23 protein-coding genes and 2 tRNA genes are annotated in these 25351 nt (G+C 73.0%); 19 read left to right on the top strand and 6 right to left on the bottom strand.

All coding sequences use genetic code 11. The features are described from left to right. The first annotated feature begins 250 nt into the window (after window positions 1-250). From FB558_RS08120 to ilvC, 3 genes are read left to right on the top strand one after another with little or no spacing between them, the layout of a single operon-like run. On the top strand, window positions 251-2167 hold the full coding sequence (locus FB558_RS08120; RefSeq protein ID WP_142049807.1) for an acetolactate synthase large subunit: 1917 nt from the start codon (window positions 251-253) through the stop codon (window positions 2165-2167). Beyond that, window positions 2167-2673, top strand: a complete 507-nt coding sequence (gene ilvN / locus FB558_RS08115) for an acetolactate synthase small subunit (protein ID WP_142053865.1) — start codon at window positions 2167-2169, stop codon at window positions 2671-2673. Before FB558_RS08120 ends, ilvN begins: the two co-directional genes overlap by 1 nt. 29 nt (window positions 2674-2702) lie before the next feature. Next, window positions 2703-3707 (top strand): ketol-acid reductoisomerase, encoded by a 1005-nt coding sequence (gene ilvC / locus FB558_RS08110; protein ID WP_142049804.1) that lies wholly within the window; start codon window positions 2703-2705, stop codon window positions 3705-3707. Between the two features lie 75 nt (window positions 3708-3782). On the opposite strand, the gene FB558_RS08105 is transcribed toward ilvC, so the two are convergent. After that, the gene (locus FB558_RS08105; RefSeq protein WP_142049801.1) at window positions 3783-4133 is read right to left on the bottom strand and encodes a MerR family transcriptional regulator; all 351 of its coding nucleotides are present in this window, start codon (window positions 4131-4133) and stop codon (window positions 3783-3785) included. A gap of 41 nt (window positions 4134-4174) precedes the next feature. On the opposite strand from FB558_RS08105, the gene FB558_RS08100 reads away from it, so the two are divergent. From FB558_RS08100 to FB558_RS08070, 7 genes are all read left to right on the top strand, one after another. After that, window positions 4175-5083, top strand: a complete 909-nt coding sequence (locus tag FB558_RS08100) for an aldo/keto reductase (protein ID WP_142049798.1) — start codon at window positions 4175-4177, stop codon at window positions 5081-5083. A gap of 11 nt (window positions 5084-5094) precedes the next feature. Further along, complete coding sequence (locus FB558_RS08095) at window positions 5095-5883, top strand: hypothetical protein (protein WP_142049795.1); 789 nt, start codon at window positions 5095-5097, stop codon at window positions 5881-5883. Window positions 5884-5919: 36 nt separating this feature from the next. Further along, window positions 5920-6912, top strand: a complete 993-nt coding sequence (locus tag FB558_RS08090) for an LLM class flavin-dependent oxidoreductase (protein WP_142053863.1) — start codon at window positions 5920-5922, stop codon at window positions 6910-6912. Window positions 6913-7059: 147 nt separating this feature from the next. Beyond that, window positions 7060-8682, top strand: coding sequence for a phosphoglycerate dehydrogenase (serA, locus tag FB558_RS08085; RefSeq protein ID WP_246106307.1), 1623 nt, complete (start codon window positions 7060-7062; stop codon window positions 8680-8682). Further along, window positions 8679-9596 (top strand): ribonuclease Z, encoded by a 918-nt coding sequence (locus FB558_RS08080; protein ID WP_142053861.1) that lies wholly within the window; start codon window positions 8679-8681, stop codon window positions 9594-9596. Before serA ends, FB558_RS08080 begins: the two co-directional genes overlap by 4 nt. Window positions 9597-9598: 2 nt before the next feature. After that, window positions 9599-10162: an RNA 2',3'-cyclic phosphodiesterase gene (gene thpR, locus FB558_RS08075; RefSeq protein WP_142049789.1), complete on the top strand. Its 564-nt coding sequence runs from the start codon at window positions 9599-9601 to the stop codon at window positions 10160-10162. A gap of 289 nt (window positions 10163-10451) precedes the next feature. Then, window positions 10452-11504, top strand: a complete 1053-nt coding sequence (locus tag FB558_RS08070) for a 3-isopropylmalate dehydrogenase (RefSeq protein ID WP_142049786.1) — start codon at window positions 10452-10454, stop codon at window positions 11502-11504. A gap of 43 nt (window positions 11505-11547) precedes the next feature. Here the strand turns inward: FB558_RS08070 and FB558_RS44395 are convergent, their stop codons facing one another. Further along, the gene (locus tag FB558_RS44395; RefSeq protein WP_142049783.1) at window positions 11548-11850 is read right to left on the bottom strand and encodes a hypothetical protein; all 303 of its coding nucleotides are present in this window, start codon (window positions 11848-11850) and stop codon (window positions 11548-11550) included. A gap of 945 nt (window positions 11851-12795) precedes the next feature. On the opposite strand from FB558_RS44395, the gene FB558_RS08060 reads away from it, so the two are divergent. Further along, a complete protein-coding gene (locus FB558_RS08060) occupies window positions 12796-13788 on the top strand; it encodes an iron-siderophore ABC transporter substrate-binding protein (protein ID WP_142049780.1) in 993 nt (330 codons plus the stop codon). 197 nt (window positions 13789-13985) lie between these two features. Next, complete coding sequence (cimA, locus tag FB558_RS08055) at window positions 13986-15608, top strand: citramalate synthase (protein ID WP_142049777.1); 1623 nt, start codon at window positions 13986-13988, stop codon at window positions 15606-15608. Window positions 15609-15651: 43 nt separating this feature from the next. On the opposite strand, the gene FB558_RS08050 is transcribed toward cimA, so the two are convergent. Continuing rightward, a complete protein-coding gene (locus tag FB558_RS08050) occupies window positions 15652-16911 on the bottom strand; it encodes an MFS transporter (RefSeq protein WP_425467978.1) in 1260 nt (419 codons plus the stop codon). Between the two features lie 121 nt (window positions 16912-17032). On the opposite strand from FB558_RS08050, the gene FB558_RS08045 reads away from it, so the two are divergent. Then, window positions 17033-17962: a LysR family transcriptional regulator gene (locus FB558_RS08045; protein WP_142049775.1), complete on the top strand. Its 930-nt coding sequence runs from the start codon at window positions 17033-17035 to the stop codon at window positions 17960-17962. A gap of 131 nt (window positions 17963-18093) precedes the next feature. Beyond that, the gene (locus FB558_RS08040) at window positions 18094-18546 is read left to right on the top strand and encodes a hypothetical protein (protein WP_142049772.1); all 453 of its coding nucleotides are present in this window, start codon (window positions 18094-18096) and stop codon (window positions 18544-18546) included. A gap of 37 nt (window positions 18547-18583) precedes the next feature. Here FB558_RS08040 and FB558_RS08035 read toward each other — a convergent pair whose 3' ends face one another. Then, on the bottom strand, window positions 18584-19438 hold the full coding sequence (locus tag FB558_RS08035; protein ID WP_211366197.1) for an alpha/beta fold hydrolase: 855 nt from the start codon (window positions 19436-19438) through the stop codon (window positions 18584-18586). 49 nt (window positions 19439-19487) lie between these two features. Beyond that, complete coding sequence (locus FB558_RS08030) at window positions 19488-19931, bottom strand: Lrp/AsnC family transcriptional regulator (protein WP_142049769.1); 444 nt, start codon at window positions 19929-19931, stop codon at window positions 19488-19490. Between the two features lie 90 nt (window positions 19932-20021). Between FB558_RS08030 and FB558_RS08025 the strand changes: the two genes are divergently transcribed. After that, window positions 20022-21170: an MFS transporter gene (locus tag FB558_RS08025; protein WP_142049766.1), complete on the top strand. Its 1149-nt coding sequence runs from the start codon at window positions 20022-20024 to the stop codon at window positions 21168-21170. A gap of 87 nt (window positions 21171-21257) precedes the next feature. Here FB558_RS08025 and FB558_RS08020 read toward each other — a convergent pair whose 3' ends face one another. Next, window positions 21258-22547, bottom strand: coding sequence for an FAD-dependent oxidoreductase (locus tag FB558_RS08020; protein ID WP_142049763.1), 1290 nt, complete (start codon window positions 22545-22547; stop codon window positions 21258-21260). A 60-nt stretch (window positions 22548-22607) separates the two neighbouring features. On the opposite strand from FB558_RS08020, the gene gltX reads away from it, so the two are divergent. The 4 genes from gltX to FB558_RS45150 all read left to right on the top strand — a co-directional run bounded on the left by gltX (window position 22608) and on the right by FB558_RS45150 (window position 25272). Then, complete coding sequence (gltX, locus tag FB558_RS08015) at window positions 22608-24101, top strand: glutamate--tRNA ligase (protein WP_142049761.1); 1494 nt, start codon at window positions 22608-22610, stop codon at window positions 24099-24101. Between the two features lie 46 nt (window positions 24102-24147). Next, window positions 24148-24219: transfer RNA gene (locus tag FB558_RS08010), tRNA-Gln, on the top strand. A 50-nt stretch (window positions 24220-24269) separates the two neighbouring features. Beyond that, window positions 24270-24342: transfer RNA gene (locus FB558_RS08005), tRNA-Glu, on the top strand. Window positions 24343-25137: 795 nt separating this feature from the next. Then, window positions 25138-25272, top strand: a complete 135-nt coding sequence (locus FB558_RS45150) for a hypothetical protein (protein WP_281288567.1) — start codon at window positions 25138-25140, stop codon at window positions 25270-25272. Window positions 25273-25351 lie beyond the last annotated feature (79 nt).

Genomic DNA, 25351 nt, shown 5'->3' with positions numbered 1-25351 from the left:
ACTCGCCGGTTCGGGGCGCGCCGCGGCGTCCCACGATCTGGTACGGCCTTCTCACGGAATTGACGTGCGCTCCGCTGGGAAGCTACCGTCGCCCCCATGTCCGCCGTCCGGATTCTCGTACTTCGCAGGCGCGTCGCTGCCTGAGCGAAGTCACTCGGTCGTCGACGCGCCACCCTCGTTCCGTCCCGCGTGACGGTCGGGGGTTTTTTTCTGTCCAGGTCCCGAAACCCCAATGCGGAGCGATCAGCAGATGACCACCGCAACGCCCCGATCCGGCCCCGTCGCCGGGTCGCAGGCCCCGAAACCGGGGCCGCCTCCCGGCCGTCAGGGTCAGCCCCCGACCACGGGCCAGGCCGCCCCCGTAAAGCGGTTCGACGAGGTGCCGATGACCGGGGCCCAGTCGCTCGTGCGCTCGCTGGAGGAGGTGGGCTGCGAGGTCGTGTTCGGCATTCCCGGCGGCACGATCCTCCCGGCGTACGACCCGCTGCTCGACTCGACGGCGGTGCGGCACGTGCTGGTCCGCCACGAGCAGGGGGCCGGCCACGCGGCGACGGGGTACGCGCAGGCCACCGGGAAGGTCGGCGTCTGCATGGCGACGTCGGGTCCGGGCGCGACCAACCTCGTCACGCCGATCGCGGACGCCCACATGGACTCGATCCCGGTGGTCGCGATCACCGGCCAGCAGTCCCGGCCGCTGATCGGCACCGACGCGTTCCAGGAAGCCGACATCACCGGCATCACCATGCCGGTGACGAAGCACAACATGCTCGTGACCGACGCGACGGAGATCCCGCGCGCGATCGCGGAGGCGTTCCACCTGGCGTCCACGGGCCGACCCGGCCCGGTCCTGGTGGACATCCCGAAGGACGTGCTGCAGGAGCAGACCACGTTCACCTGGCCCCCGGAGATGAAGCTCCCCGGCTACCGGCCGACGACCCGGCCGCACGGGAAGCAGATCCGGGAGGCCGCCAAGCTGATCTGCGCGGCGAAGCACCCGGTGCTCTACGTCGGCGGCGGCGTGCTCAAGGCCGAGGCCACGGACGAGCTGCTGGAGCTGGCCGAGCTCACCGGCGTCCCGGTCGTCACCACGCTGATGGCGCGCGGGGCGTTCCCGGACAGCCACCAGCAGCACGTCGGCATGCCGGGCATGCACGGCACGGTGACCGCCGTGGCCGCCATGCAGAAGTCCGACCTGCTGGTCGCGCTCGGCGCCCGTTTCGACGACCGGGTCACCGGCCAGCTGTCGACGTTCGCGCCGAACGCCGCGGTCGTGCACGCCGACATCGACCCCGCCGAGATCTCGAAGAACCGCCGCGCGGACGTCCCGATCGTGGGTGACTGCAAGGAGGTCATCACCGAGCTGATCGAGGCCGTGCGCGCCGAGCAGGCGAACGGCGTCGCCGACCTCGGCCCGTGGTGGGCCCAGCTGGACGAGCTCCGCGCCACCTACCCGCTGGGCTACGACTGGCCGGCAGACGGCTCGCTGTCACCCGAGTACGTCATCGAGCGGATCGGGCAGATCGCCGGTCCCGACGCCGTCTACACGGCGGGCGTGGGCCAGCACCAGATGTGGGCCGCGCAGTTCATCAAGTACGAGAAGCCGCGGTCGTGGCTCAACTCCGGTGGCCTCGGCACGATGGGCTTCGCGGTGCCGGCGGCGATGGGCGCGAAGATGGCCCGGCCGGACGCCGTGGTCTGGTGCATCGACGGCGACGGCTGCTTCCAGATGACGAACCAGGAGCTCGCCACCTGCGCCATCGAGAACATCCCGATCAAGGTCGCCATCATCAACAACGGCAACCTGGGCATGGTCCGGCAGTGGCAGAACCTGTTCTACTCCGAGCGCTACTCCAACACCGACCTCGGCACGCACAAGCACCGGATCCCCGACTTCAAGCTCCTCGCCGAGGCGATGGGCTGCGTGGGGCTGCGTGCGGAGTCCAAGGAGGAGGTGGACCGGGTGATCCAGCAGGCCATGGAGATCAACGACCAGCCGGTCGTGATCGACTTCGTGGTCGGCGCGGACGCCCAGGTCTGGCCGATGGTCGCGGCCGGCACCGGCAACGACCAGATCATGGCCGCGCGGGACATCCGGCCGCTGTTCGACTCGGACGAGATCGTGGCCGACGACGCGGTGGCCAGCACGCAGATGACGAGGGAAGCATGATCCAGAGGCACACCCTGTCGGTGCTGGTCGAGGACAAGCCGGGCGTGCTCGCCCGCGTCTCCGGCCTGTTCTCGCGCCGGGGGTTCAACATCGAGTCGCTCGCCGTCGGGCCCACCGAGCACCCGGACGTCTCGCGGATGACGATCGTCGTCGCCGTCGACGACTTCCCGCTCGAGCAGGTCACCAAGCAGCTCAACAAGCTCATCCACGTCATCAAGATCGTCGAGCTCGAGCCCGCGGCGTCGGTGCAGCGCGAGCTGTTGCTGGTCAAGGTGCGCGCCGACCCGGGCGTGCGCAGCCAGGTGCTCGAGATCGTGAACCTGTTCCGGGCCAAGGCCGTCGACGTGACGCCCGAGGCCCTCACCATCGAGGCCACCGGCACCGCCGACAAGCTCGGCGCGCTGCTGAAGAACCTCGAGCCCTTCGGGATCCGGGAGATGGTGCAGTCCGGGATGGTGGCCGTCGGCCGCGGTCCCCGCTCCATCACCGCCACCGCTGTTCGTTAGAAATCTTCGAGAGGACGACCCCACCCGTCATGAGCGTGAACATCTACTACGACGCCGACGCCGACCTGTCGATCATCCAGGGCCGCAAGGTCGCGGTGATCGGCTACGGCAGCCAGGGCCACGCGCACTCGCTGTCGCTGCGCGACTCCGGCGTCGACGTGCGGATCGGCCTGCCCGAGGGCTCCAAGTCGCGGCAGAAGGCGCAGGACGAGGGCTTGGCGGTGGGCACGCCCGCCGAGGTCTCCGCCTGGGCCGACCTGATCATGATCCTGGCGCCGGACACCAAGCAGCGCCACATCTACGCCGACGACATCGCGCCGAACCTGAAGGACGGCGACGCGATCTTCTTCGGTCACGGCTTCAACATCCGCTACGAGCTGATCAAGCCGCCGTCGAACGTGGACGTCGCCATGGTCGCCCCCAAGGGCCCCGGCCACCTCGTGCGCCGCCAGTTCGTCGACGGCAAGGGCGTGCCCGCGCTCATCGCCGTCGAGCAGGACGCCAGCGGGAACGCGAAGGCGCTCGCCCTCTCCTACGCCGCGGCCATCGGCGGCGCCCGCGCGGGCGTCATCGAGACCACGTTCAAGGAGGAGACCGAGACCGACCTGTTCGGCGAGCAGGCCGTGCTCTGCGGCGGTGCCGCCGCGCTCGTCCAGACCGGGTTCGAGGTGCTCACCGAGGCCGGCTACGCCCCGGAGATCGCCTACTTCGAGTGCCTGCACGAGCTCAAGCTGATCGTCGACCTCATGTACGAGGGCGGCATCGCCAACGAGCGCTTCTCCATCTCCGACACCGCCGAGTACGGCGACCTCACCCGCGGCCCGCGCGTCATCACGCCGGCCGTGAAGGAGGAGATGAAGAAGATCCTCGCCGAGGTGCAGGACGGCACGTTCGCGCGCGAGTGGGTGGCCGAGGACGACAACGGCCGCCCGAACTTCACCAAGCTGCAGCAGGAGGGCCAGCAGCACCCGATCGAGCAGGTCGGGGAGAAGCTGCGCGGCCTGATGAGCTGGGTGGGCACGAAGGCTTCCTGAGCCTGTCGCGACGAACGGCACTCCCGTCGGTCAGGTACCGACGAGAGTGCCGTTCGTCAGTTCCGGCCGGGATCTTCACGCGGGGAGCAGCTGCAGGGCCAGCGACCGCTGCGCGGCGAGGTCGGACATCCGCTGCTGCAGCGCGGCGACGTGCGCCTGCAGGACGCCGGCCACGCACGCGTCGATGCGTGCCCCGGCGTCGTCGAAGCAGGGCACGACCTGTCGGATGACCCGGGTCGGGAGCCCGGCGTCGAGCAGCATCCGGATGCGGCGGACCGCCTCGACCGCGGAGGGGTCGTAGAGCCGGTGCCCGCCCGCGGTGCGCTCGGGCGCGAGGAGCCCCTGCTCCTCGTAGTGGCGCAGCAGCCGGTGACCCACCCCGGTGCGCGCCACCAGTTCGCCGATCGTGAGACGTCCCTCACCCATGCTGGAACCTCCTACCGGTGTCAGCTCCTAGCGTCGCGGCCATGAACACCACGACGTCGGACAGCTCCCGGATCTTCCGGATCGGCGGGGACCTGCCGGTCACGCGCATCGGTCTCGGCACCATGCGGCTCACCAACGCCTCGGCCCGGCACCGCCCGGCCGCGGAGGCGGAGATCTGGAACGCCGAGGAGGACCGCTCGGCGACGATCGCGTTCCTGCGTGCCGCGGTCGAGCTCGGTGTCGATCTCCTCGACACCGCGGACTCCTACGGCCTCGGTGACGGGGAGACGCAGATCGCCGAGGCACTCGCCCCGTACCCGCCGGGGCTGGTGGTGGCGACGAAGGTCGGGATCGCGCGCCCGAGCCCCACCGAGTGGGTGCCCCTCGGCCACCCCGCGTATCTGCGCCAGCAGGCCGAGCTCGGCCTGCGCCGGCTGCGGGTCGAGCGGATCGACCTGCTGCAGCTGCACCGCGTCGACCCGGCGTTCCCGCTGGAGGAGCAGGTCGGTGCGCTCGCGCAGCTGCAGACCGAGGGCAAGGTCCGCCACATCGGGCTGTCGGAGGTGACGGCCGAGCAGCTCACCGCGGCGCTCGCGGTGGCGCCGATCGCGGCCGTCCAGAACCTCTACAACCTCGCCGAGCGCGGCTCCGATCCGGTGGTCGACCTCGCCGCCGAGCGCGGGATCGCCTTCATCCCCTTCTTCCCGGTGGCGATGGGCGCGCACACCGGCCAGGACAGCCCGGTCGCGGCGATCGCCCGTGAGATCGGGGCGACCCCCGCGCAGGTCGCACTCGCCTGGTTGCTGCACCGCTCGCCCACGATCGTCCCGATCCCGGGGACGAGTTCGGCCGGGCACGTGCGGGAGAACCTGGGCGCGCTCGACATCGCGCTGACCGCCGAGCAGTTCGCTCGCCTGGGCGCCTTCGGGAGGACCGACCACGCGGCATGATCGGTGCCCGGGTGACCGCGATCGTGCGCCTGCGCACGGCCGGGCGCGCCGGTCAGGGGACGGGGGAACCGGTGGGAACCGATGACGCAGGGTTGATCGCCGCCGTCGAGGCGACGGTGGACGCCGGCACGGCCTACTTCGAGATGGAGCTGGTGTCCGAGCCGCCCGGGTTCGCGCGGTTCCGCAGCCACGGGGTGTGCGACTTCGCCCACCGGCGCGCGGCGAGCCGCACGGTGACGGACCTGCCGGCGGACGTCCCCGAGATCTTCCAGATCGCCGACGGGGGCGTCGTCTACAGCCAGGAGCCCGGCGACGGGTGGCACGTGCTGGACATGGGCGGCTGGGGTTCGGCGAGCCTGCTGGCGGTGCTCGGCTGGCTCTACGGCGTGGTGGACGCGCGGGCGGGCGACGGCGGCGAGCACCACGTGACGATGAGCGCCCGGCGCGCGGTCGAGAACTGTCCCGAGCCGCTGCGCGAGGAGCTCCGCACGGCCTTCCAGCAGGCAGGTCACCTCGACGCGGTTGCGACCGGCCGGGTCCGCACCGACGGGGCGAACCGCGTCACCGAGTGCCGGCTGGAGCTGCCCGGCGGGGAGAACGGGCTGTTCGGAACGGTCGACCTCCGCTCCCGAATCACCCTCGTCCTCTCCGACTTCGGGGAGCCGGCGCACATCCGGCCCCCGGACGCCGCCGGTCCCGCCCAGCCGATCGGGGATCTCGCCGAGGAGGTCCTGCGCCACGCCGAGGACGGCGAGGGCGACGGCCCGGCGCGGGAAGACGGCGCCGCGCCCGGCGGTTGACCCTCGTGTCCCGCAACGAAAGGTTCCGCCGTGTCCCTGCCCCTGCCCCTGTCGATCCTCGACCTCGCCACCGTCGGGGACGGCGAGACGATCCGCGAAGGCCTCGACGCGAGCGTCGCGCTCGCCCAGCGCGCGGAGGAGCAGGGCTTCCGGCGGATCTGGTACGCCGAGCACCACAACATGCGGGCGGTGGCCTCGTCGGCCACGAGCGTGCTGATCGCGCACGTCGCGGCGCACACCGAGCGGATCACGCTGGGCTCCGGCGGCGTCATGCTGCCCAACCACTCGCCGCTGGTGATCGCCGAGCAGTTCGGCACCCTCGCGACCCTGCACCCCGGCCGCATCGAGCTGGGCCTGGGCCGCGCGCCCGGCACCGACCAGCAGACCGTCACCGCGCTGCGCCGCGACCCCCGGGCCTCCGACCGGTTCCCGCAGGACGTCCAGGAGCTGCAGGCGTTCCTGTCCGACGAGAGCCTCGTGCCGGGCGTGCACGCCTTCCCGGGCCGGGGCACCGGCGTGCCGCTCACGATCCTGGGATCGTCGCTCTACGGCGCTCAGGTGGCCGCCGTGCTGGGGCTGCCCTACGCCTTCGCCTCTCACTTCGCCCCGGACGCGCTGGAGCAGGCCGTGGCCACCTACCGCCGCGAGTTCCGGCCGTCGGCGCAGCTGGCGGCGCCACGCGTGCTCGCGGCCGTCAACGTCGTCGCGGCCGACACCGCCGACGAGGCCGCGCAGCGGCTGCACGCCGTGCAGCGCGACCGGGTGAAGCGGTTCCTCTCGCGCGGCGGCCACGAGCTCACCGACGAGGAGGCCGAGGTCATCCTCGACGCCCCCGCGGGGGAGCAGGTCCGGTCGATGACCCGCTACACGGCCGCGGGCACGCCCGACGTCGTGGTCGGTTACCTGGAGGAGTTCGCCCGCAAGGCCGACGCCGACGAGCTGATCGTGACGTTCCCGGTGGTGGACCGGGCAGCCTGGTTCCGCTCCTTCGACCTGCTCGCCGAGCAGGTCCGGCCCGTTGGTGTCTGACGGCCTCCCGCCCCGGCCGCCCGGCAGGGCTCCGCGGAGTCGTCCCGTTCGCGTGTCGCCCTCGCCCACGCCGCCGAGGACGTACGCACGCAGCGGCTCTACGATCGGATGCGTACCAGACCTCGATCCGGGAGCCCTGCAACCGCCGTGAGCACTGTTCACAACCAAGGACAGGCTGCCGCCCGCCCTGTCGTCCTGCTCGCCGAGAAGCTCGCGCCGTCCGCGGTGGCCCTCCTCGGTGACGACGTCGAGATCCGCCACGTGGACGGCACCGACCGGCCCGCGCTGCTGGCCGCCATCGCCGACGCCGACGCGCTGCTCGTCCGCTCGGCCACCAAGGTCGATGCGGAGGCGCTCGGCGCCTCGACCCGGCTGAAGGTCGTGGCCCGGGCAGGCGTCGGGCTCGACAACGTCGACGTCCCCGCCGCCACCGCCCGCGGCGTCATGGTCGTCAACGCGCCGACGTCCAACATCGTCTCCGCCGCCGAGCACGCCGTCGCGCTGCTGCTGGCCGCGGCCCGGCACATCCCGGCGGCCGACGCGAGCCTGCGGGCCGGGAAGTGGGCCCGCAGCTCCCTCACCGGCGTCGAGATCAACGGCAAGGTCGTGGGCATCGTCGGCCTGGGCAAGATCGGTCAGCTCGTGGCGCAGCGGCTCGCGGCGTTCGGCGTCGAGCTGATCGCCTACGACCCCTACGTCGCCCCGGCCCGCGCCGCCCAGCTCGGCATCGAGCTGGTGTCGCTCGACGAGCTGTTGCAGCGCGCCGAGCTGATCTCCATCCACCTCCCGAAGACGCCCGAGACGCTGGGCCTCATCGGCAAGGACCAGCTCGCGCTCACGAAGCCCGGCGTGATCATCGTCAACGCCGCCCGCGGCGGCCTCGTCGACGAGGACGCGCTGGCCGAGGCCGTGCGCAGCGGCCACGTCGGTGGCGCGGGGATCGACGTCTACGTCACCGAGCCCACCACCTCGAGCCCGCTGTTCGAGCTGCCGCAGGTGGTCGTCACCCCGCACCTCGGCGCGTCCACCGACGAGGCGCAGGACCGCGCCGGCACCGACGTCGCGAGGTCCGTGCAGCTGGCGCTGGCGGGCGAGTTCGTGCCGGACGCGGTGAACGTGCAGGTCGGCGGCGTGGTCGGCGAGGAGGTGCGGCCCTGGCTGCCGCTGGTGCAGAAGCTCGGCACCGTGCTCTACGCCCTCGCCGGGCGCGTGCCCACCTCGGTCACCGTCGACGTCGCGGGCGAGCTGGCCGCCGAGGACGTCTCGGTGCTGCAGCTCGCCGCCCTCCGCGGGGTGTTCACCAACGTCGTCGAGGACCAGGTCACGTTCGTCAACACGCCGGCGCTGGCCGCCGAGCGCGGTGTGGACGTCGAGCTGGCCACGGCGCCGGAGAGCGAGAACCACCGCAGCGTCGTGCAGCTGCGCGCCGCGATGCCGGACGGCGAGGCGATCACGGTGTCCGGCACGCTCACCGGCCGCGCCCAGGTGGAGAAGCTGGTGGAGGTCAACGGCCGGCACTTCGACCTGCGCGCCGAGGGGGAGGTGCTGCTCCTGGAGTACGCCGACCGCCCCGGCGTCATGGGCCGCGTCGGCTCGCTGCTCGGCGAGGCGGCCGTCAACATCGAGGCCGCGCAGATCAGCCAGACCACCGACGGCACCGACGCGATCATGCTGCTGCGCGTCGACCGGCCGGTCGACCCGGGCGTGCTGGAGCCGATCGGCGCGTCGGTCGGGGCCAGGACCACGCGGCTGATCTCCTTCGAGGGCTGAGCATGCGTGAGCTCGTCGTGCTCGGCACGGCGAGCCAGGCGCCGACCCGCACGCGCAACCACAACGGCTACCTCCTGCGTTGGGACGACCAGGGCTTCTTGTTCGACCCGGGGGAGGGCACGCAGCGGCAGATGCTGCGGGCCGGGGTGGCGGTCAGCGCGGTCACGCGGATCTGCCTGACGCACTTCCACGGCGACCACTGCCTCGGGCTGCCCGGCGTCGTCCAGCGGCTCTCGCTGGACGGCGTCGCGCACCCGGTGGTCGCGCACTACCCCGCGTCCGGGCGGGAGTACTTCGCCCGGCTGCGACACGCCACCCCGTTCCGGGAGGTCGCGGACTTGCGCGAGGAGCCGGTCGCGGGCGACGGCGTGCTCGCGTCGGGCCCGGCGGGCGTGCTGGAGGCACGCCGGCTGGACCACCGGGTGGAGGCGTTCGGCTACCGCTTCACCGAGCCGGACGGGCGCCGCATGCTGCCCGAACGGCTCGCCGCGCACGGCATCGCGGGGCCCGACGTGGGCCGGCTGCAGCGCGCGGGCGAGCTCGTCGTGGACGGACGCGTGGTCGGGTTGGACGAGGTCAGCGTGCCGCGGCGCGGGCAGCGGTTCGCGTTCGTGATGGACACCCGCCTCTGCGACGCCGTGTTCGCGCTCGCCGACGGCGTCGACATGCTCGTGATCGAGTCCACGTTCCTGGCCGAGGACGAGGCGCTCGCACGGGACTACGGGCACCTGACCGCCCGGCAGGCCGCGTCGGTGGCGGCGCGCTGCGGTGTCCGGCAGCTCGTGCTCACCCACTTCTCGCAGCGCTACCCCGACCCGTCCCGGTTCGCGGCGGAGGCGGCCGCGGTGTTCGACGGCGAGATCGTCGTGGCGCAGGACCTGAGCCGCGTGCCGCTGCCGTCGCGGCGGAGCTGACCGTGCGGCTGTTCGTGGCGGTGACGCCCCCGCCGGAGGCGGTCGAGGAGCTGCGGGCCGCGGCCGCCGCCGTCCGGTCCGCGCACCCGGACCTGCGCTGGACGCGGCCGGAGCAGTGGCACCTGACGCTGGCCTTCCTCGGTGAGGTCGACGACCGGGCGCGGGCCGACCTCACCGTCCGGCTGGCGCGCGCCGCGGGCCGACACCCCCCGTTGCCGCTCGCGCTGCAGGGTGCGGGCCGGTTCGGCGACCGCGTGCTGTGGACGCGGGTCACGGGCGAGGTCGCGGGGCTGAAGCGGCTCGCGGCGTCCGTGCAGGCGGCGGCCCGGCGGGCGCGGCTGGCGGTCGAGGACCGGCCCTACCGGCCGCACCTCACCCTCGCCCGCGGACGTGAAGGCGTCGCGCTGCGGCCCGTGGTGGACGCGCTGGCCGGGTTCAGCGGTAGCACATGGACCGCGACGGAGCTGCACGTGGTGCGCAGCCACCTGGGCGCGGGCCCGGACCGGACCTCCCGCCACGAGGTGATCGCGACCTGGCCGCTGGCCGGGACCGGGAGCTCTAGTTGATCACTCAACGTTCCGGTGCCGCCGACTGCTCCGCCTTCCGGGGTCGCGTGTCCGCCGACCGGGTGCACGCAGAGGACGGGGGTCGGGTTCGGGCCGATGGCGCGGCGCGGCAGAATGGCCCGCTCGGGGGTGTTCGCGTGCCCGCAGATCGGGCATGTGGTCCGCCTCCGCACCAGTTCGACCCGATCAGATGACCACGATCGGGTGGTGGACGGCGGAGTGGTGCCGTCGCAGCCGGTAACGTGCGCGCCCGGCTGCTTCGGGCCAGACGGCAGAGAGGACATCGGCAATGCGCCTTGCGGTCATTCCGGGCGACGGCATCGGGCCGGAAGTCATCGACGAGGCGCTCAAGGTCCTCAACGAGGTGTCACCAGGAGCGGAGACCACCACGTACGACCTGGGGGCGGGCCGGTGGCACTCCACCGGCGAGCTGCTCCCCGAGTCCGTGCTCACCGAGCTCCAGGAGCACGACGCGATCCTGCTCGGCGCCATCGGCGACCCGTCGGTGCCCAGCGGCATCCTGGAGCGCGGGCTGCTGCTGCGGCTGCGCTTCGAGCTCGACCACCACGTCAACCTGCGTCCGGCCCGGCTCTACCCCGGCGTCCGGGGGCCGCTGTCGGGCGTCAACGAGGTCGACATGCTGGTGGTCCGCGAGGGCACCGAGGGCCCCTACGTGGGCACCGGCGGTCTGCTGCGCAAGGACACCCCGAACGAGATCGCCACCGAGGTGAGCGTCAACACGGCGTTCGGCGTGGAGCGCGTCGTGCGCGACGCGTTCGACCGCGCGTCGCGGCGCCCGCGCAAGCACCTCACGCTGGTGCACAAGACCAACGTGCTCACCTACTCCGGGCGGCTGTGGTCGCGGCTGGTGGAGGAGGTCTCGCTCGAGCACCCCGAGGTCTCGGTGGCCTACCAGCACATCGACGCCACGACGATCCACCTGGTCACCGACCCCGGCCGGTTCGACGTGATCGTCACCGACAACCTCTTCGGTGACATCCTCACCGACCTCTCCGCCGCCATCACCGGTGGCATCGGGCTCGCGGCCAGCGGCAACCTCGACGTCAGCAGGCGCAACCCGAGCATGTTCGAGCCGGTGCACGGCAGCGCCCCCGACATCGCGGGCCAGGGCATCGCCGACCCCACCGCCGCCGTGCTCTCGGTGGCCCTGCTGCTCGACCACCTCGGCAACCGCGACGCGGCCCGCCGCATCGAGGCCGCGGTGGCCTTCGACCTGGCCACCCGCGACCACAGCGCCACGGGCCACACCCAGTCGATCGGCGACCGCCTGGCGGCCCTGGTGAGCGCGCGGGCCACGCCCAGCCCGAGCCCGTCGGTGTAGGGCTCGGGTTGGTTCAGGAAAGCCACATTCATGTCCTGCAGGTTCATGAATGTGGCTTTCCTGAACCGTGCGGGACGGCCTTGAGGCCCGGTCGAGGCCTCGCGCGCGCACGTCCGTACGCCGCGCGCAGGGTCGCCGCGACGCCATTCGGGTCCGACCGGAGCTTGCGCGGTTTCGTCGCGATGTAGACCGCTCCCGCCGCCGTGAAGGCTGCGGCGCGTTCCACCGTCGCATCATGGTCGGCCGGGCTCAGATGCCACTCGGTCGACTCGGTCTCCCACACCATCGCCACGTCGTCCACCCAGCAGTCGGCGATCCCCAGGAACGCGCCGGACTCGTCGTGCACCGCGACGTTCCACCACGCCGGCGGAAGGCCTGTCCGTGGCCAGAGCGCCTTCGCCTGCCGTTCGCCGCAGAGCGGATGCCGGCGGCGACGTCACCCATCACATCGCGAGGAATCGCCGTGCCTCGGCGCGTGGTGTCATCCAGCTCCTGGAGGAGCGCGCCAACCGTGCAGTGACCCTGTTGCACCGCCTCGGCGAGGAGCTCGGTCACCTCTCCCGGATCGTCGAGGCGGCGAGCTGCATCGATGCAGGCCCTCGCCGCCGGTGCGAGCGGTACCCCGCCTCGAACGGTCGCTCGCGGCAACCGGCTCGTCCGCTCGACGTGCAGGTATCCCACTGAGCGCACCTGACGGGTCGCGGGGACGAGCATGTGGGTCTCGACGGGTCCGTTGGTCCTGCGGCCCGCCCTGACCGGCCCTCGACGGAAGCCGTGCCGTCGGCAGGCCTCGAGCCCGGTGACCACGGCATCAGGACCGCACAGCAGCAGCGCGGCCAGCACGTACTGCTCCGGAGTCGGCGTTCCCGTGAAGAGCGCGATGACGCCGGGGAGCAACCGGCGCCATGGTCCGCCAGGAAGGCAGCGCTTGTAGACGGTGCGCTCGCTGAGTCCGATCGCGACGAGTTGCCGCGCCGTTGCCACGCCCTGCGGGAACGCTGCCCGCACCTGCTCCGACAGTGCGCGCGTCCGCGTGGCCATGCCTGGTGATGATCCGGGAAGCGGTCGGAAGGCGGGCCAGAACGAGAGAACTCGGTTCAGGAAAGCCACATTCATGTCCTGCAGGTTCATGAATGTGGCTTTCCTGAACCTCCTAGGGCGGTGAGCGCTGGTGACCCTGGTCAGCGCGATCACGATGCGCGAGGCGCCGGGCCGTGACCTGTGCCTCGACGCCGGCGCCCGACCGGCCGGCGTTATTGCAGGCTGCCCTTACTTAGGGTAGGCATACTCAGTGCTCCGTCGCCTGCTGATCGCCCTCGCCGCCACCGCGCTCCTCGCCGGGTGCGCCTCCGGAGCCGCGCCGGCGACGCCGGACGCGGCCCCGGCGCCGGGCTCGGCTTTCCCCGTGACGGTGCCGTACAAGTTCGGCGAGACCGTGATCCCGGCCCAGCCGGAGCGGGTCGTCGCCCTCGGCTACACCGAGCAGGACGCGATCCTGGCGTTCGGGGTGGTGCCGGTGGGCGTGCGCCACGCGTTCGGCCCGCAGGACGACGTGTTCTTCCCGTGGGCCGACGCCGCGGCCGGCGACGCCCGCCCGGCGGTGCTGCCGCGCGAGGGGCTGGACGTCGAGCAGGTGGCCGCGCTGCAGCCGGACCTGATCATGGCCGTGACGGCCGGGCTCGACCAGCAGCAGTACGACGTCTACAGCAAGATCGCCCCGACGGTCGTGCAGCCCGCGGAGTACGTGGACTTCGGCACCCCGTGGCAGGCGCAGACGCGCGTCACCGGCCAGGCGCTCGGGCAACCCGAGCGCGCCGACGAGCTCGTTGCGGGGGTCGAGGCGAAGTTCGCCGAGGTCAAGGCCGCGCACCCGGAGCTGGAAGGCCGCAGCCTCGTCCTCTCCGGGCCGATGTACGACGGCACCTACCCCTTCCACGCCACCGACGACACCCGCACGCGGTTCTTCGGGGCGCTCGGGATGGTCGTGCCTCCCGAGCTGGACGCCGCGGCGGGCGACAGCTTCTTCGGCACGATCAGCCGCGAGAACGCGAGCATGCTGAACGCCGACGTGCTGGTCTGGCAGTCGGGTTCGCCCCAGGAGCGTGCGGAGATCGAGGCCGACCCGATCCTCGCCGCGCAGCCCGTCGTGCAGCAGGGACGGGCGCTGTTCCTCGAGGGCACCGACTACGACGCGCTGCAGTTCTCCAGCGTGCTCAGCCTGCCGCACCTGTTGGACTCGTTCGTCCCGCACCTCGCGGCGGCGGCGCAGGTAGGGGCGCCGTGATCCCACGATGTGGGCAGCGCGTGTGACAGCGTGGAACGCCGCGTGCCACACTCGCGGCGTGCAGCACCTCAGCGTGATCATTATTGACGAGCGCGTCGGCTAACCAGCACCACAGCCGACGCGCAGACCTCTCGCATTCGCGGGGGGTCTTTTTTGTTGCCCGGATCGCGCTCGCAACCCGTCCAGGAGCTCCTCCCATGTCCCGTACCGCACCGGCCGGCACCCCGCTCGACGACGCCTTCCACGTCTACGACACCACGCTGCGCGACGGGGCCCAGCGCGAGGGCATCAGCTACTCGGTGGCCGACAAGCTGGCCGTCGCGCGCCACCTCGACGCGCTGGGCGTCGGCTTCATCGAGGGCGGCTGGCCCGGTGCGATGCCGAAGGACACCGAGTTCTTCGCCCGTGCCGCGGCGGGGGAGCTCGAGCTGCGGCACGCGGTGCTCGTCGCGTTCGGCTCGACGCGGCGCGCCGGGACGACGGCGGCTCGGGACCCGCAGGTCCGGGCCCTGCTGGACTCGCAGGCCGCGGCCGTCACCCTGGTGGCCAAGTCCGACCGGCGCCACATCGAGCGGGCGCTGCGCACCGACGTCGCCGAGAACTGCGCGATGGTGGCCGACACCGTGTCGTTCCTGCGGGGCGAGGGGCGGCGGGTGTTCCTCGACGCGGAGCACTTCTTCGACGGCTACAAGTTCGACCCGGACACGGCGCTGCGCGTGCTGGAGGCGGCGATGACCGCGGGCGCCGACGTCGCGGTGCTGTGCGACACGAACGGCGGCATGCTCCCCCTGGGCATCGCCGAGGTGGTGACCGAGGTGGCCGCGCGCACCGGCTTCCGCCTCGGGATCCACTGCCAGGACGACACGGGCGCAGCGGTGGCCAACTCGGTCACCGCGGTGCAGGCCGGTGCGTCGCACGTGCAGTGCACCGCCAACGGCTACGGCGAGCGGACCGGCAACGCCGACCTGTTCGCCGTCGTCGGGAACCTGGTGACCAAGCTGGGCATGCCCGTCCTACCGGACGGCGCGCTCGGCGAGCTGACCCGCACCTCGCACGCGTTGGCGGAGATCGCCAACATCGCCCCCGACTCCCACCAGGCCTACGTCGGGGCCTCAGCGTTCGCTCACAAGGCGGGCCTGCACGCGAGTGCGATCAAGGTGGACCCCGAGCTGTACAACCACATGAACCCCGTGGTCGTCGGCAACGGGCAGCGGGTGCTGGTCACCGAGATGGCCGGCCGGGCCAGCGTCGAGCTCAAGGGCTCTGAGCTCGGCCTGGACCTGGCCGGCCATCCCGACGCGGTGTCGTCGGTGGCGCGCACGGTGAAGGAGCGGGAGGCGGCGGGCTGGTCGTTCGAGGCCGCCGACGCCTCGCTCGAGCTGCTCATGCGCTCCGCGATGGGGGACGGGGCTGTGGCACCGTTCACCCTGGAGTCCTACCGGGTGATCATGGAGCACCGGGCGGGCGGGGAGGTGGTCGCGGAGGCGACGGTGCGGGTGCTGCTCGACGGCGAGCGGCTGATCGGCACGCAGGAGGGCAACGGCCCCGTCAACGCCCTCGACGCCGCACTGCGGGCCGCACTCACCCCGCACCACCGGTGGCTGGCCGACGTGCAGCTCTCCGACTACAAGGTCCGGATCCTCAGCCACGGCACCGACGCGGTGACCCGCGTCCTGGTGGAGTCCACCGACCACGCCGGTTCCTGGACGACGGTGGGCGTGCACGGCAACGTCGTCGAGGCGTCCTGGCTGGCGCTGGTCGACGCGCTGGCCTACGCGGCGCTGCGCGAGCGCGGGCCGGTGGGTGCCGGCACGGCGTAGGGCGGGACCTTGGGTCGACGCGGCTCGGGGCGGCCGAGGGCCCTCATGGCTCCCGAGCGGGGCGCCGCGACTTGGAAGCCGGCTCGGCGGCGCCGACCGGCGCCGGACGGCGGGGCAGCAGTGCCGGGGTGGCCAGCAGCAGCACCCCGGCCACGGCGATGGCGGCACGCGGGCCGACGGCGCTGCCCAGGAGGCCCCACAGCACGGTGAGCGCCGCGGTCGTCGCCGTGCTGGTGATCGACCACGCGGTGAGGGTGCGGGCGGCCCGCTCGGCAGGCGTGTGTTCGAGGCGGTGTGCGGCGAGCACCGGGTTGACGACGCCGATGGCGGTGACCAGCCCGAACTGCACGGCGACGACGAGGACCAGCCCGGCCGTGCCCGGCTGGACCAGGGCGAGCCCGATCGGCCAGCACACGCGCAAAGTGCCCGCGACGCGCAGGACGCGGTCGGCGCCGTGACGCGCGACGACGTGGCGGGACAGCCGGGCCCCGACGAGCCCGCCCACGCACGGGGCGGCGAACGCGAGCCCGTACTGCCAGGGGCTGAACCCGAGCTCGCCGAGCATGAGGACCGCGACGAGCGGCTCGGTGGCCATGATCAGCGCGTTGACGAGCACGGTGTTGAGGAACAGCGGTCGCAGCGTCGGGTGGGTGAGCAGGTGGCGCCATCCGCCGAGCAGGTCGCGGTGGTGCAGGACCCGCGCTCCGGTGCGAGCGGGGCGCTGCTCCTGGTCGGGGATGGCGGCGATGCCGAGCGCCGAGAGCAGGTGGCCGGTCGCGTTCGCGACGACGGCCGCGACCGGGCCGAGCAGCCCGACGAGGGCTCCTCCCAGCGGGGGGCCGAGCGTGGTGGCGCTCCACGTGGTCGCCTCGAACCGCCCGGTGGCGACGACCAGGTCCGCGGGCGGCACGAGCGTCTTCAGGTAGGCACCCGCCGCCGCGTTGAAGGTGATCTTCGCCGCGGCCACCACGACCGCGACGACCACGAGCTGCGGGAGCCCGAGCCACCCGAGGGCGAACGCGACGGGCACGCTCGCCAGTGCCGCGCAGCGGACCAGGTCCGCCGTCACCATCACCGGGCGCTTGCGCCGGGCCTCCATCCAGGCCCCCAGCGGGAGGGCGAGCACCGCGCCGACCGCGAGCCCGGCCGCCGCGATCGTCGAGACCGCGGCCGGACCGGCGTGCAGCACCGTGATCGCGATCAGGGACAGCGCTCCGAACCCGAGACCGGTCCCGTACGCGCCGGCCGCGTACGCCGCCCACAGCCAGCCGAACGACCGGCCCAACGACCGCCTCGCCACCACCCCGCCTCCTCGCACAACGACCTGTTGGGGCAGGCGCATCAGATCGGGACCAGGACCAGGAGCACAAACAACGCCAGGATCGGTGTGTCACAACGGATCGTTGTACCTAGGATCTGCCGACGTGGACCTCGACGCGGTGCGCACGTTCGTCGCCGCCGCCCGGAGCGGCCAGTTCCAGCACGCCGCCACGGACCTCGGCCTGACCCAGCAGGCGGTCTCCAAGCGCGTCGCGGCACTCGAGCGAGAGCTCGGCGTGCCGCTGTTCCACCGCGGCGCCCGCGGGGTGGCGCTCACCATCGACGGGCAGGCGTTCCTGCCGCACGCCCGCGAGCTGCTGCGGGCCGAGGAACGCGCCGCCGACTCGGTGCGCAGCGGCAGACGGGCCCTGCGCGTGGACGTCATCAGCCGCCAGATCGCGCCCGCGGATCTCCTGCGCGGCTTCCACGCCGCCCGTCCGGACGTCGCACTCGATGTCGTGACACTGGGGCAGACCAGCGTCGCCGCCGCCGCCGAGGCGGTCGCCGCCGGCACGATCGACGCCTCGTTCCGGGCGGTCGCCGCGCCCCTGCGCGCGCTGCCCGACGGCGTGACGGCGACGCGCGTGCTCGACGAGCCCCACGACCTGCTCTGCGGGCCGCGGCACCCCCACGCCGGGCGGGTCGCGGTCACGCTCGCGCAGCTCGTCGGGCACCGGCTGTGGATCCCCGGTGCCGTCGCGGGCACCGAGTGGGCCACCTACTACCAGGACCTCGCGGCGGCGTTCGGGCTCGGCATCGAGACGGTCGGGCCGAGCTCCGGCACGGAGCACCTCCTGGACGTCCTCGCCGAGTCGCCGACGGTGGCCACGCTCGTCGGCAGCCGGAGCCGGATGCTCTGGCCCGACCACTACGACCTGCGCCGCATCCCGGTCTGCGAGCCCCGGCCGATCTACCCGCACTCGCTGGTCTGGCGCCGCGACAACCCCCACCCGGGTCTGCGCGCACTGCGGGAGCACCTCGGCCGCGCGGTCCGGCTCGACGCCTCGAGCTGGGAGCCGACCTGGGCGCGCTGACCGCGCTCGACGTCCCGCCGGCAGCTCCGGCAGTCCCGATCCCGTAGGGCTGCGGATGCGCCGTCCGCACCGGCTCCGCCACGATGAGACACGTCGGACGTCGACGGCGAAGAGGGTGACCCGAGGTGCCGATGTGGTTGCGCGTCACGTTGCTGCTCGTCGTCACGGGGTGGAGCGTCCTCGTCGCCGTTCGCCGCGAGCAGCGGGTGCTGCGCAGGCTGGCGCGCGCCGGTCGTGGGAGCGTCCGGCGCGCGCTCGTCGTGGTCACCGCGTCGTACCTGGCGCTCGTGGCGGTGCTCGCGCTGTGCGGACTGGCCGCCGCGATCGCCCACGACGCAGGCCTGCCCGCCCTGGCGATCCTCGCGCTGCTCGTCGGGCTGACCGTCACCGCGCCCTTCCTGTGGCTGCTCGCGCCGGCCGCGGGTGAGTGGCTCGGCCCGGTGACCTCGTTCCGGGACCTGCGACGCCATGGCGCGAAGAAGGGGGTGGCGCGCGCCATCGCCTATCCGGCCGTGGTCTACCACTTCTTCCTGCTGATGCCCGCGATGCTCGCGACGGTGATGGCCGTGATCCTGGTCGAGTAGCCGGGCAGGAGGACGCGGTGGAACGGGCTGTTCCCGCTCACCCCTTCAGCAGCTCCAGCAGCTCCGCGTTGAGCTGCTGGGCGTGTGTGACGTGCAGGCCGTGCCCGGCCGTCGGGTACTCGACGTAGCGGCAGCCGGGCACCAGCTGCGCGGTGCGGCGGCCGGTGAGCTCGATCGGCGCCGAGGTGTCGGCGGCGCCGTGCACCACCAGGGTCGGGACCGTGATCTCCCGCAGCCCGGCCCGGTGGTCGGCGTGGAACATGGACCGGAACAGCTGCGTGGTCGCCCACGGTGAAGCGGACAGGCACTTGGCGAGCGTCCAGTCGATGAGCTCGGGGGAGACGTCGTTGCCCAGGTGCGTGGCGTACCAGACCTGCGCCTGCCGGGCGAACCACTTCGGGCGGTCGGTCCGGAGCTGGGCGATGACCGCATCGAGCGCGGCCTCGGGGAGCCCGTCCGGGTTGTCGTCGGTCTGCTTCAGGAACGGCACGACCGCGGAGACGAACGCGACCCGGGCCACCCGGTCCTCGCCGTGGCGGGCCAGGTAGCGGGCCACCTCGGCGCCGCCGAACGAGTGGCCCACCAGCGTGACGCCGGTCAGGTCGAGGTGCTCCAGCAGCGCGGCCAGGTCGTCCGCGGTGGTGTCGATGTCGTAGCCGGTGGACGGCCGGTCGGAGCGGCCGTGGCCGCGCCGGTCCAGCGCGATGCAGCGGTACCCGCGCTCGGCGAAGTACGGGATCTGGTACTCCCACATGTCCGCGTCCAGCACCCAGCTCGCGACGAAGACGATCGGCTCGCCGGAGCCGTACTCCTCGTAGGCGATCCGGGTTCCGTCGGTGGCGGTGAAGTGCGGCATCGGGGCCTCCTGGTGCGCGTCGTTGACGGGCTCCACGATGTCCTGGCGCGGGTAGTGGGGTCGATGACGTCGCAGGTAAGGGAGATCAGTCGGCGAGCCCGAGGCCGCGCTCGAACCCCCGGCGCAGCACCATGATCGTCCGGCTCCGGACGACGCCGTCGACGCGGTAGAGGTCGTGCAGGACGTCCTCCAGCTCGTTCGGGTCGCCGACGCGCACCTTGAGCAGGAAGTTGCTGCTGCCCGCCACCGAGTGCGCCTCCTCGATGCGCGGCTCGGCCCGCGTTGCGGCGAAGAACTCCTCCTTCACCCAGCCCTCGCTGTCGACGAGGACGAACGCGAGGACCGGCCTGCCGAGCGCGTCGGGATCGACCTCCACCGTCGTGCGCCGGATGACGCCGGACGTGCGCAGCCGGCGCACCCGCTCGTGCACGGCGGCGGGCGAGAGCGACACCTCGCGGCCCAGCTGCGCGTACGTGCGGCCCGCGTCCTCCTGGAGCAGCCCGATGATTCTCCGGTCGATCCCGTCCACCGGGTCATGCTGACATTCCTCCGGCCGAACGTGGTACGGACTTGACGGATCCGCCTGGCCTGCCGGTTCCGGCCGATCCATCTTCAGCACATGACCGTCGTCCGGGACCGCAGCTCGGCACTCGCCACGGCCGTACTGACCGCGGGGGTCGTGGTGGTCGGCGCGCAGGCCTTCGTGCTCGCCCCGTTGCTGCCCGACATCGCCGCCGGCCTCGGCACCGGCGCCGCCGAGGCCGGCCGCGCACTCTCCGCGTACGGGATCGGCATCGTCGCCTCGGCGCTGGTGCTGGGGCGCCGGCTCGACGGGGTGCCGCGCCGTACCGTCCTGCTGGCCGGGATGGGGGCGCTCGCCGTGGCGACGGCAGGATCCGCGCTCGCCGGGCACTGGGCCGTGCTCGCGCTGGCCCAGCTCGTCGGCGGCGTCGGCGTCGGCGTCGTGCTGCCCGCGACGTACGCGCTCACCACGGAGCTCGCCCCGCCCGGCGCGGCGGCGCGGGCCACCGGACGGGTGCTCACCGGCTGGTCGATCGCGCTCGTGGCGGGTGTGCCGCTGGCCACCGTGCTCGGCGACGCGGTCGGCTGGCGGGCGGCGTTCGCCGCGCTGGCCGGGCTCTGCGGGGTGCAGATGGCGCTGTACGCGCTGCTCCCGGCGACGACGGCGCCGGGCGCCGGGGGCGGTGCGCTGGGAGCGGCGCTGCGCGCACCCGGGGTCCGCGGCCTGCTCGCCGGCGTGCTCGCGTACATGTCGGCGTTCTACGGCGTGTTCGCGTTCGCCGGGGTCGCGGTGCGGGAGGCGCACGGCGGCGGCGCGACGACCGCGGGGTTGCTCGCGCTCGGCTACGGCGTCGGGTTCGGGCTCGCCGCGGTCGTCGACCGGCTGCTGGACCGCTGGGGCGCCGCGCGCCTGGTCGCGCCCGCGCTCGCGCTGCTCGCGCTGGTGTACGTGACCCTCGCGCTGACGATCGGCTCGTTGAGCGCGTTCCTCGCGGTGGCGCTGGTGTGGGGGCTGGTCAACCACGTCGGGCTGACCGTGCTGGTCAGCGGCCTCGCCGCGGCGGCGCCCGTGCTGCGCGGCGCGGTGCTCGCGCTCAACACCGCCGCGACCTACGGCGGCGCCGCGGTCGCGGGCGCGCTGGCCGGGCCGCTCTACGAGGCGGCCGGCTTCGGCGCGCTGGGGGTCGCGGCGGCCATGCTGCTCGCGTTCGCGGTCCCGGTGGCCGCGACCCGCCGCTCGAACTGAGGTCGCAGCCCCGCCGGCTGCGTCGCACACCGATCGCTGTGCTCGCACACCGACTGCAGTCGGTGTGCCGGCGCGGTTGTCGGTGTGTCAGCGGCCGGCGGGCTCCGGCTCGCGGCACGACCACTGCGGAGCGTGCTCGGGCAGCGGGCCGATGGCGATCAGCCGGGCCGGGATGCCCTGCAGCACCGGGAAGCGCTGGGCGAGCCGCAGCGGCAGGGGCAGCGTGTCGAGCGGGGCGGGTGTCGTCGGCGCGGTGGGGGGCAGCGGGTCGTCCGCCGTGGCGGCCCGGCGTCCGAGCACGACGCGGTGGGCCAGGCGCTGGCCACCCTGGATGAGGGCGGTGGCCCACCAGCGGCGTCGTTGCACCCGCGCCAGCACCGAGCGCGGCACGATCCCGCCGGAGCGCAGCGCGGGCCCGAGCAGCCGGGCGGCCGCCACGGCGTCGGCGACCGCGAGGTTGATCCCCACGCCCCCCACCGGGGACATGGCGTGCGCCGCGTCGCCGATCAGCAGCAGCCCGTCGCGGTGCCATCGGCGCAGCCGGTCCAGGCGCACGTCCAGCAGCTTGACGTCGTCGAGCGACTCCAACGCGTCGAGCCGGTCGGCCGTCCAGGGCACCAGCGCCGCGAGCCGCTCCCGGAACCGGTCCAGGCCCGCCGCGCGCAGCTGCGCGTCCAAGCCCTTGCGGATGAGGAAGGCGCACTGCCAGTAGTCGCCGCGGTCGATCATGACCATGAACTGGCCGCTGGAGACGCGGCCGAGCACGGCCGCCGGGTCGTCGTCGTGGCGCGGGAGCCGGAACCACCACACGTCGATGGGCACGCCGAACGAGCGGGGGACGAGCCCGGCGGCCGCCCGCACGGCCGACCCGCGCCCGTCGCAGGCGACGGTGAGGCCGGCGTGCAGGTCGTGCTCGGTGCCGTCGCCCCGGTCCCGGTAGCGCACCCCGGACACCCGGCCCCCGTCGTGCAGCACGTCGACGACCTCGGCGTTGCGGAGCAGCGTGAACGTGGGCTCGGCCTCGGCGGCGTCGGCGATCAGGTCGAGGAGGTCCCACTGCGGCACCAGCGCGATGTGCTGGTGAGCGCCTGGGAGGCGGTGCAGGTCGGCGACCGCGGCGGTGCCCGTGTCCAGCTGCACCCGGGCCCGCTCGATGCGCCGGTGCGGCAGGGCGGCGAACCGCGGGCCGAGGCCGAGCTCGTCGAGGAGGGTGAGGGTGGAGGCGTGCACGGTGTCGCCGCGGAAGTCACGCAGGAAGTCGCCGTGCTTCTCCAGGACCGTGACCTCCACGCCGGCCCGGGCGAGGATCAGCCCCAGCACCAGGCCGGCCGGGCCACCTCCGACGACGGCGCAGGTCGTGCGCTCGTTGTTCACCATGCGTTGAATTCTACGCCGGTACGCTGCGGCGCGCGACCCCTCGTTAGGCTGGCGGGCATCATGGACGCAGCCAACGCCGTACGGGTCCGGTTCTGCCCGTCGCCGACCGGCACCCCGCACGTCGGCCTCATCCGCACCGCCCTCTTCAACTGGGCGCACGCCCGCCACCACGGCGGCACCTTCGTGTTCCGGATCGAGGACACCGACGCCCAGCGCGACTCCGTCGAGTCCTACGAGGCCCTGCTCGACGCACTGCGTTGGCTCGGCCTGGAATGGGACGAGGGCCCGGAGGTCGGCGGCCCGTACGGCCCGTACCGGCAGAGCGAGCGGCGCGACTCGTACCGCAACGCGCTCGGGCTCCTCGTGCAGGCGGGGGAGGTCTACGAGTCGTACTCCACGGGCGAGGAGATCGAGGCGCGGCATCGCGCCGCGGGCCGCGACCCGAAGCTCGGCTACGACAACGCCGACCGCGACCTGACCGAGGACCAGAAGGCGGCGTTCCGCGCCGAGGGGCGGGCGCCGGTCTTCCGGCTGCGGATGCCCGACCGCGACATCTCCTTCGACGACCTCGTCCGCGGCCCGATCACGTTCAAGGCGGGCACGGTGCCCGACTTCGTGCTCGCCCGCGGCGACGGCACCCCGCTCTACCCGCTCACCAACCCGCTCGACGACGCGCTGATGGGCATCACCGACGTCCTGCGCGGCGAGGACCTGCTCTCCTCCACCCCGCGCCAGATCGCGCTGCTCGAGGCGCTCCAGCGGGTCGGGATCGGCAACGGGCCGTTCCGCTACGGGCACCTCCCGCTCGTCACCGGCGAGGGCAACCGCAAGCTCTCCAAGCGTGATCCGCAGTCGAACCTGTTCCTCTACCGCGAGCGCGGATTCGTGCCCGAGGGGCTGCTGAACTACCTCGCGCTGCTCGGTTGGTCGATCGCCGAGGACCGCGACGTGTTCACCCTCGCCGAGATGGTCGATGCGTTCGACATCACACGTGTTTCGAGCAATGCCGCGCGCTTCGACCTCAAGAAGGCCGAGGCGATCAATGCGGCGCACCTGCGCGCGATGTCCGCCGAGGACTTCGCCCAGCGGGTGGTGCCCTACCTCGAGGCCGAAGGTGTGATCACCGGCACGCCCACCGACGAGCAGCGCGCGCTGCTGGCCGCCGCCGCACCCCTGGTGCAGGAGCGCAGCGTCGTGCTGTCCGACGCGGCGCGCATGCTGCGCTTCCTGTTCGTCACCGAGGAGGGCTTCGCCCCCGAGGAGGACGCGGCGGCCAAGAACCTCGGCACGGACGCCGCTCCGGTCCTCGACGCCGCGCTGACCGGCCTCGACGCGCTCCCGGCCTGGTCCGCGGGCGAGATCGAGGCGGCGCTGAAGACCGCGCTCGTCGACGGGCTCGGGCTCAAGCCCCGCAAGGCCTTCGCCCCCGTGCGCGTGGCCGTCAGCGGCCGGACGGTCTCGCCGCCGCTCTACGAGTCCATGGAGCTGCTGGGCCGGGAGCGCTCGCTGGCCCGGCTGAGGGCCGGTTTGGAACGCGCTGGAGGCCTCGGCTAGAGTGGTGCACGCAGGGCACGGACACCCCCGGGTGAACGTGATCCCTTGGGGTATGGTGTAATTGGCAGCACGACTGATTCTGGTTCAGTTAGTCTAGGTTCGAGTCCTGGTACCCCAGCGAAACGCTCCAGAAGCGGTCTGATAAACTCAATCGCAGCGTTTCAGCGAGGCCCCGTCGTCTAGCGGCCTAGGACGCCGCCCTCTCAAGGCGGTAGCGCGGGTTCAAATCCCGTCGGGGCTACATCGAAAGGCCCGCTCCGGATATCCGGAGCGGGCCTTTTGTTATGCGGAGTGTGGGGCGACCAGATCAGCCGTCCCTGCTCCGGGTGTCGGTGCGCCGCCTCGCCAGCGGGCTGCTGGTCCGCGGAGGCCGCGGAGGCCGCGGTGGCGCCGATGCGAGGGCCATCGGCCGGCTCGGCTCTGCCAGGCGATGCCGTCATGATCGCTTCGAGAAGTACGTGGTGGTCGTACCCACCGCACTGAGGTACGTCTCGCGCGATCATCGGCACGTCGGCGGGGCCGCGGGTGAGTGATCGTCGGGCGGTCGCACGAACGGCGACAGGCTCCCACCCGGACGAACGGCACTCTCGTCGGTACCTAGCCGACGAAAGTGCCGTTCGTCATGCGGATCCCGTTCCGGAGCACCTGAGCCAGCAGCTGCGCCACAGGCGGCCGGGGACAATCGGCGACAGGCTCGATGCCGATGCCGCTGCCGCTGCACCCGATCGACGATCATCGGGCACCCGCGCGACTCGCGATCCGTGATCAGCGGATCGGCGCACCAGCGGCAGCATCCGGCCGGTTCTGCACCGAACCGACGATCACCGACGATGCGCGGTCGCCCGACCTGCGGCGCGAGGCCGATGCGGAAGGCGAGACCTCACCCCCCGCGGCCCACACCCGGCCGCGGCGGCGAGCCGGCGCAGGCGCACCCGCTGCTGCCGGGGACCTCGGGCGCGTCGGTCCGGTCGCTCGCAACCCGTTGCCCGGGCCGCGGGTACCCCCGTCGATGAGCCGCGTGGCCGGGGTGGGGTGGGTGAGCCGATACCGGGTGTGCTGCCGGCTGTGCGCCCGCGGCGCCGGTCGTGATCGCGTCGAGCCGTACGTGAAGGACGTGCTCGCAGCGCTGACGTACGCCTCGCGCCGGCTGATCGTGGCGATCCGTACGTGAGCGTGGTCGCCGGAGCCACCAGGTGCGGGTCGCGGCGATCACCGAGCCTTCCGGGCGGCCAGTGGGCGCGGCGGCACGC

The organism is Pseudonocardia kunmingensis (genome assembly GCF_006716445.1).
GTDB classification, from domain to species: Bacteria; Actinomycetota; Actinomycetes; order Mycobacteriales; family Pseudonocardiaceae; genus Pseudonocardia; species Pseudonocardia kunmingensis.
The sequence above is the reverse complement of the archived record's forward strand: the minus strand, read 5'-3'. Positions and strand labels throughout refer to the sequence as shown.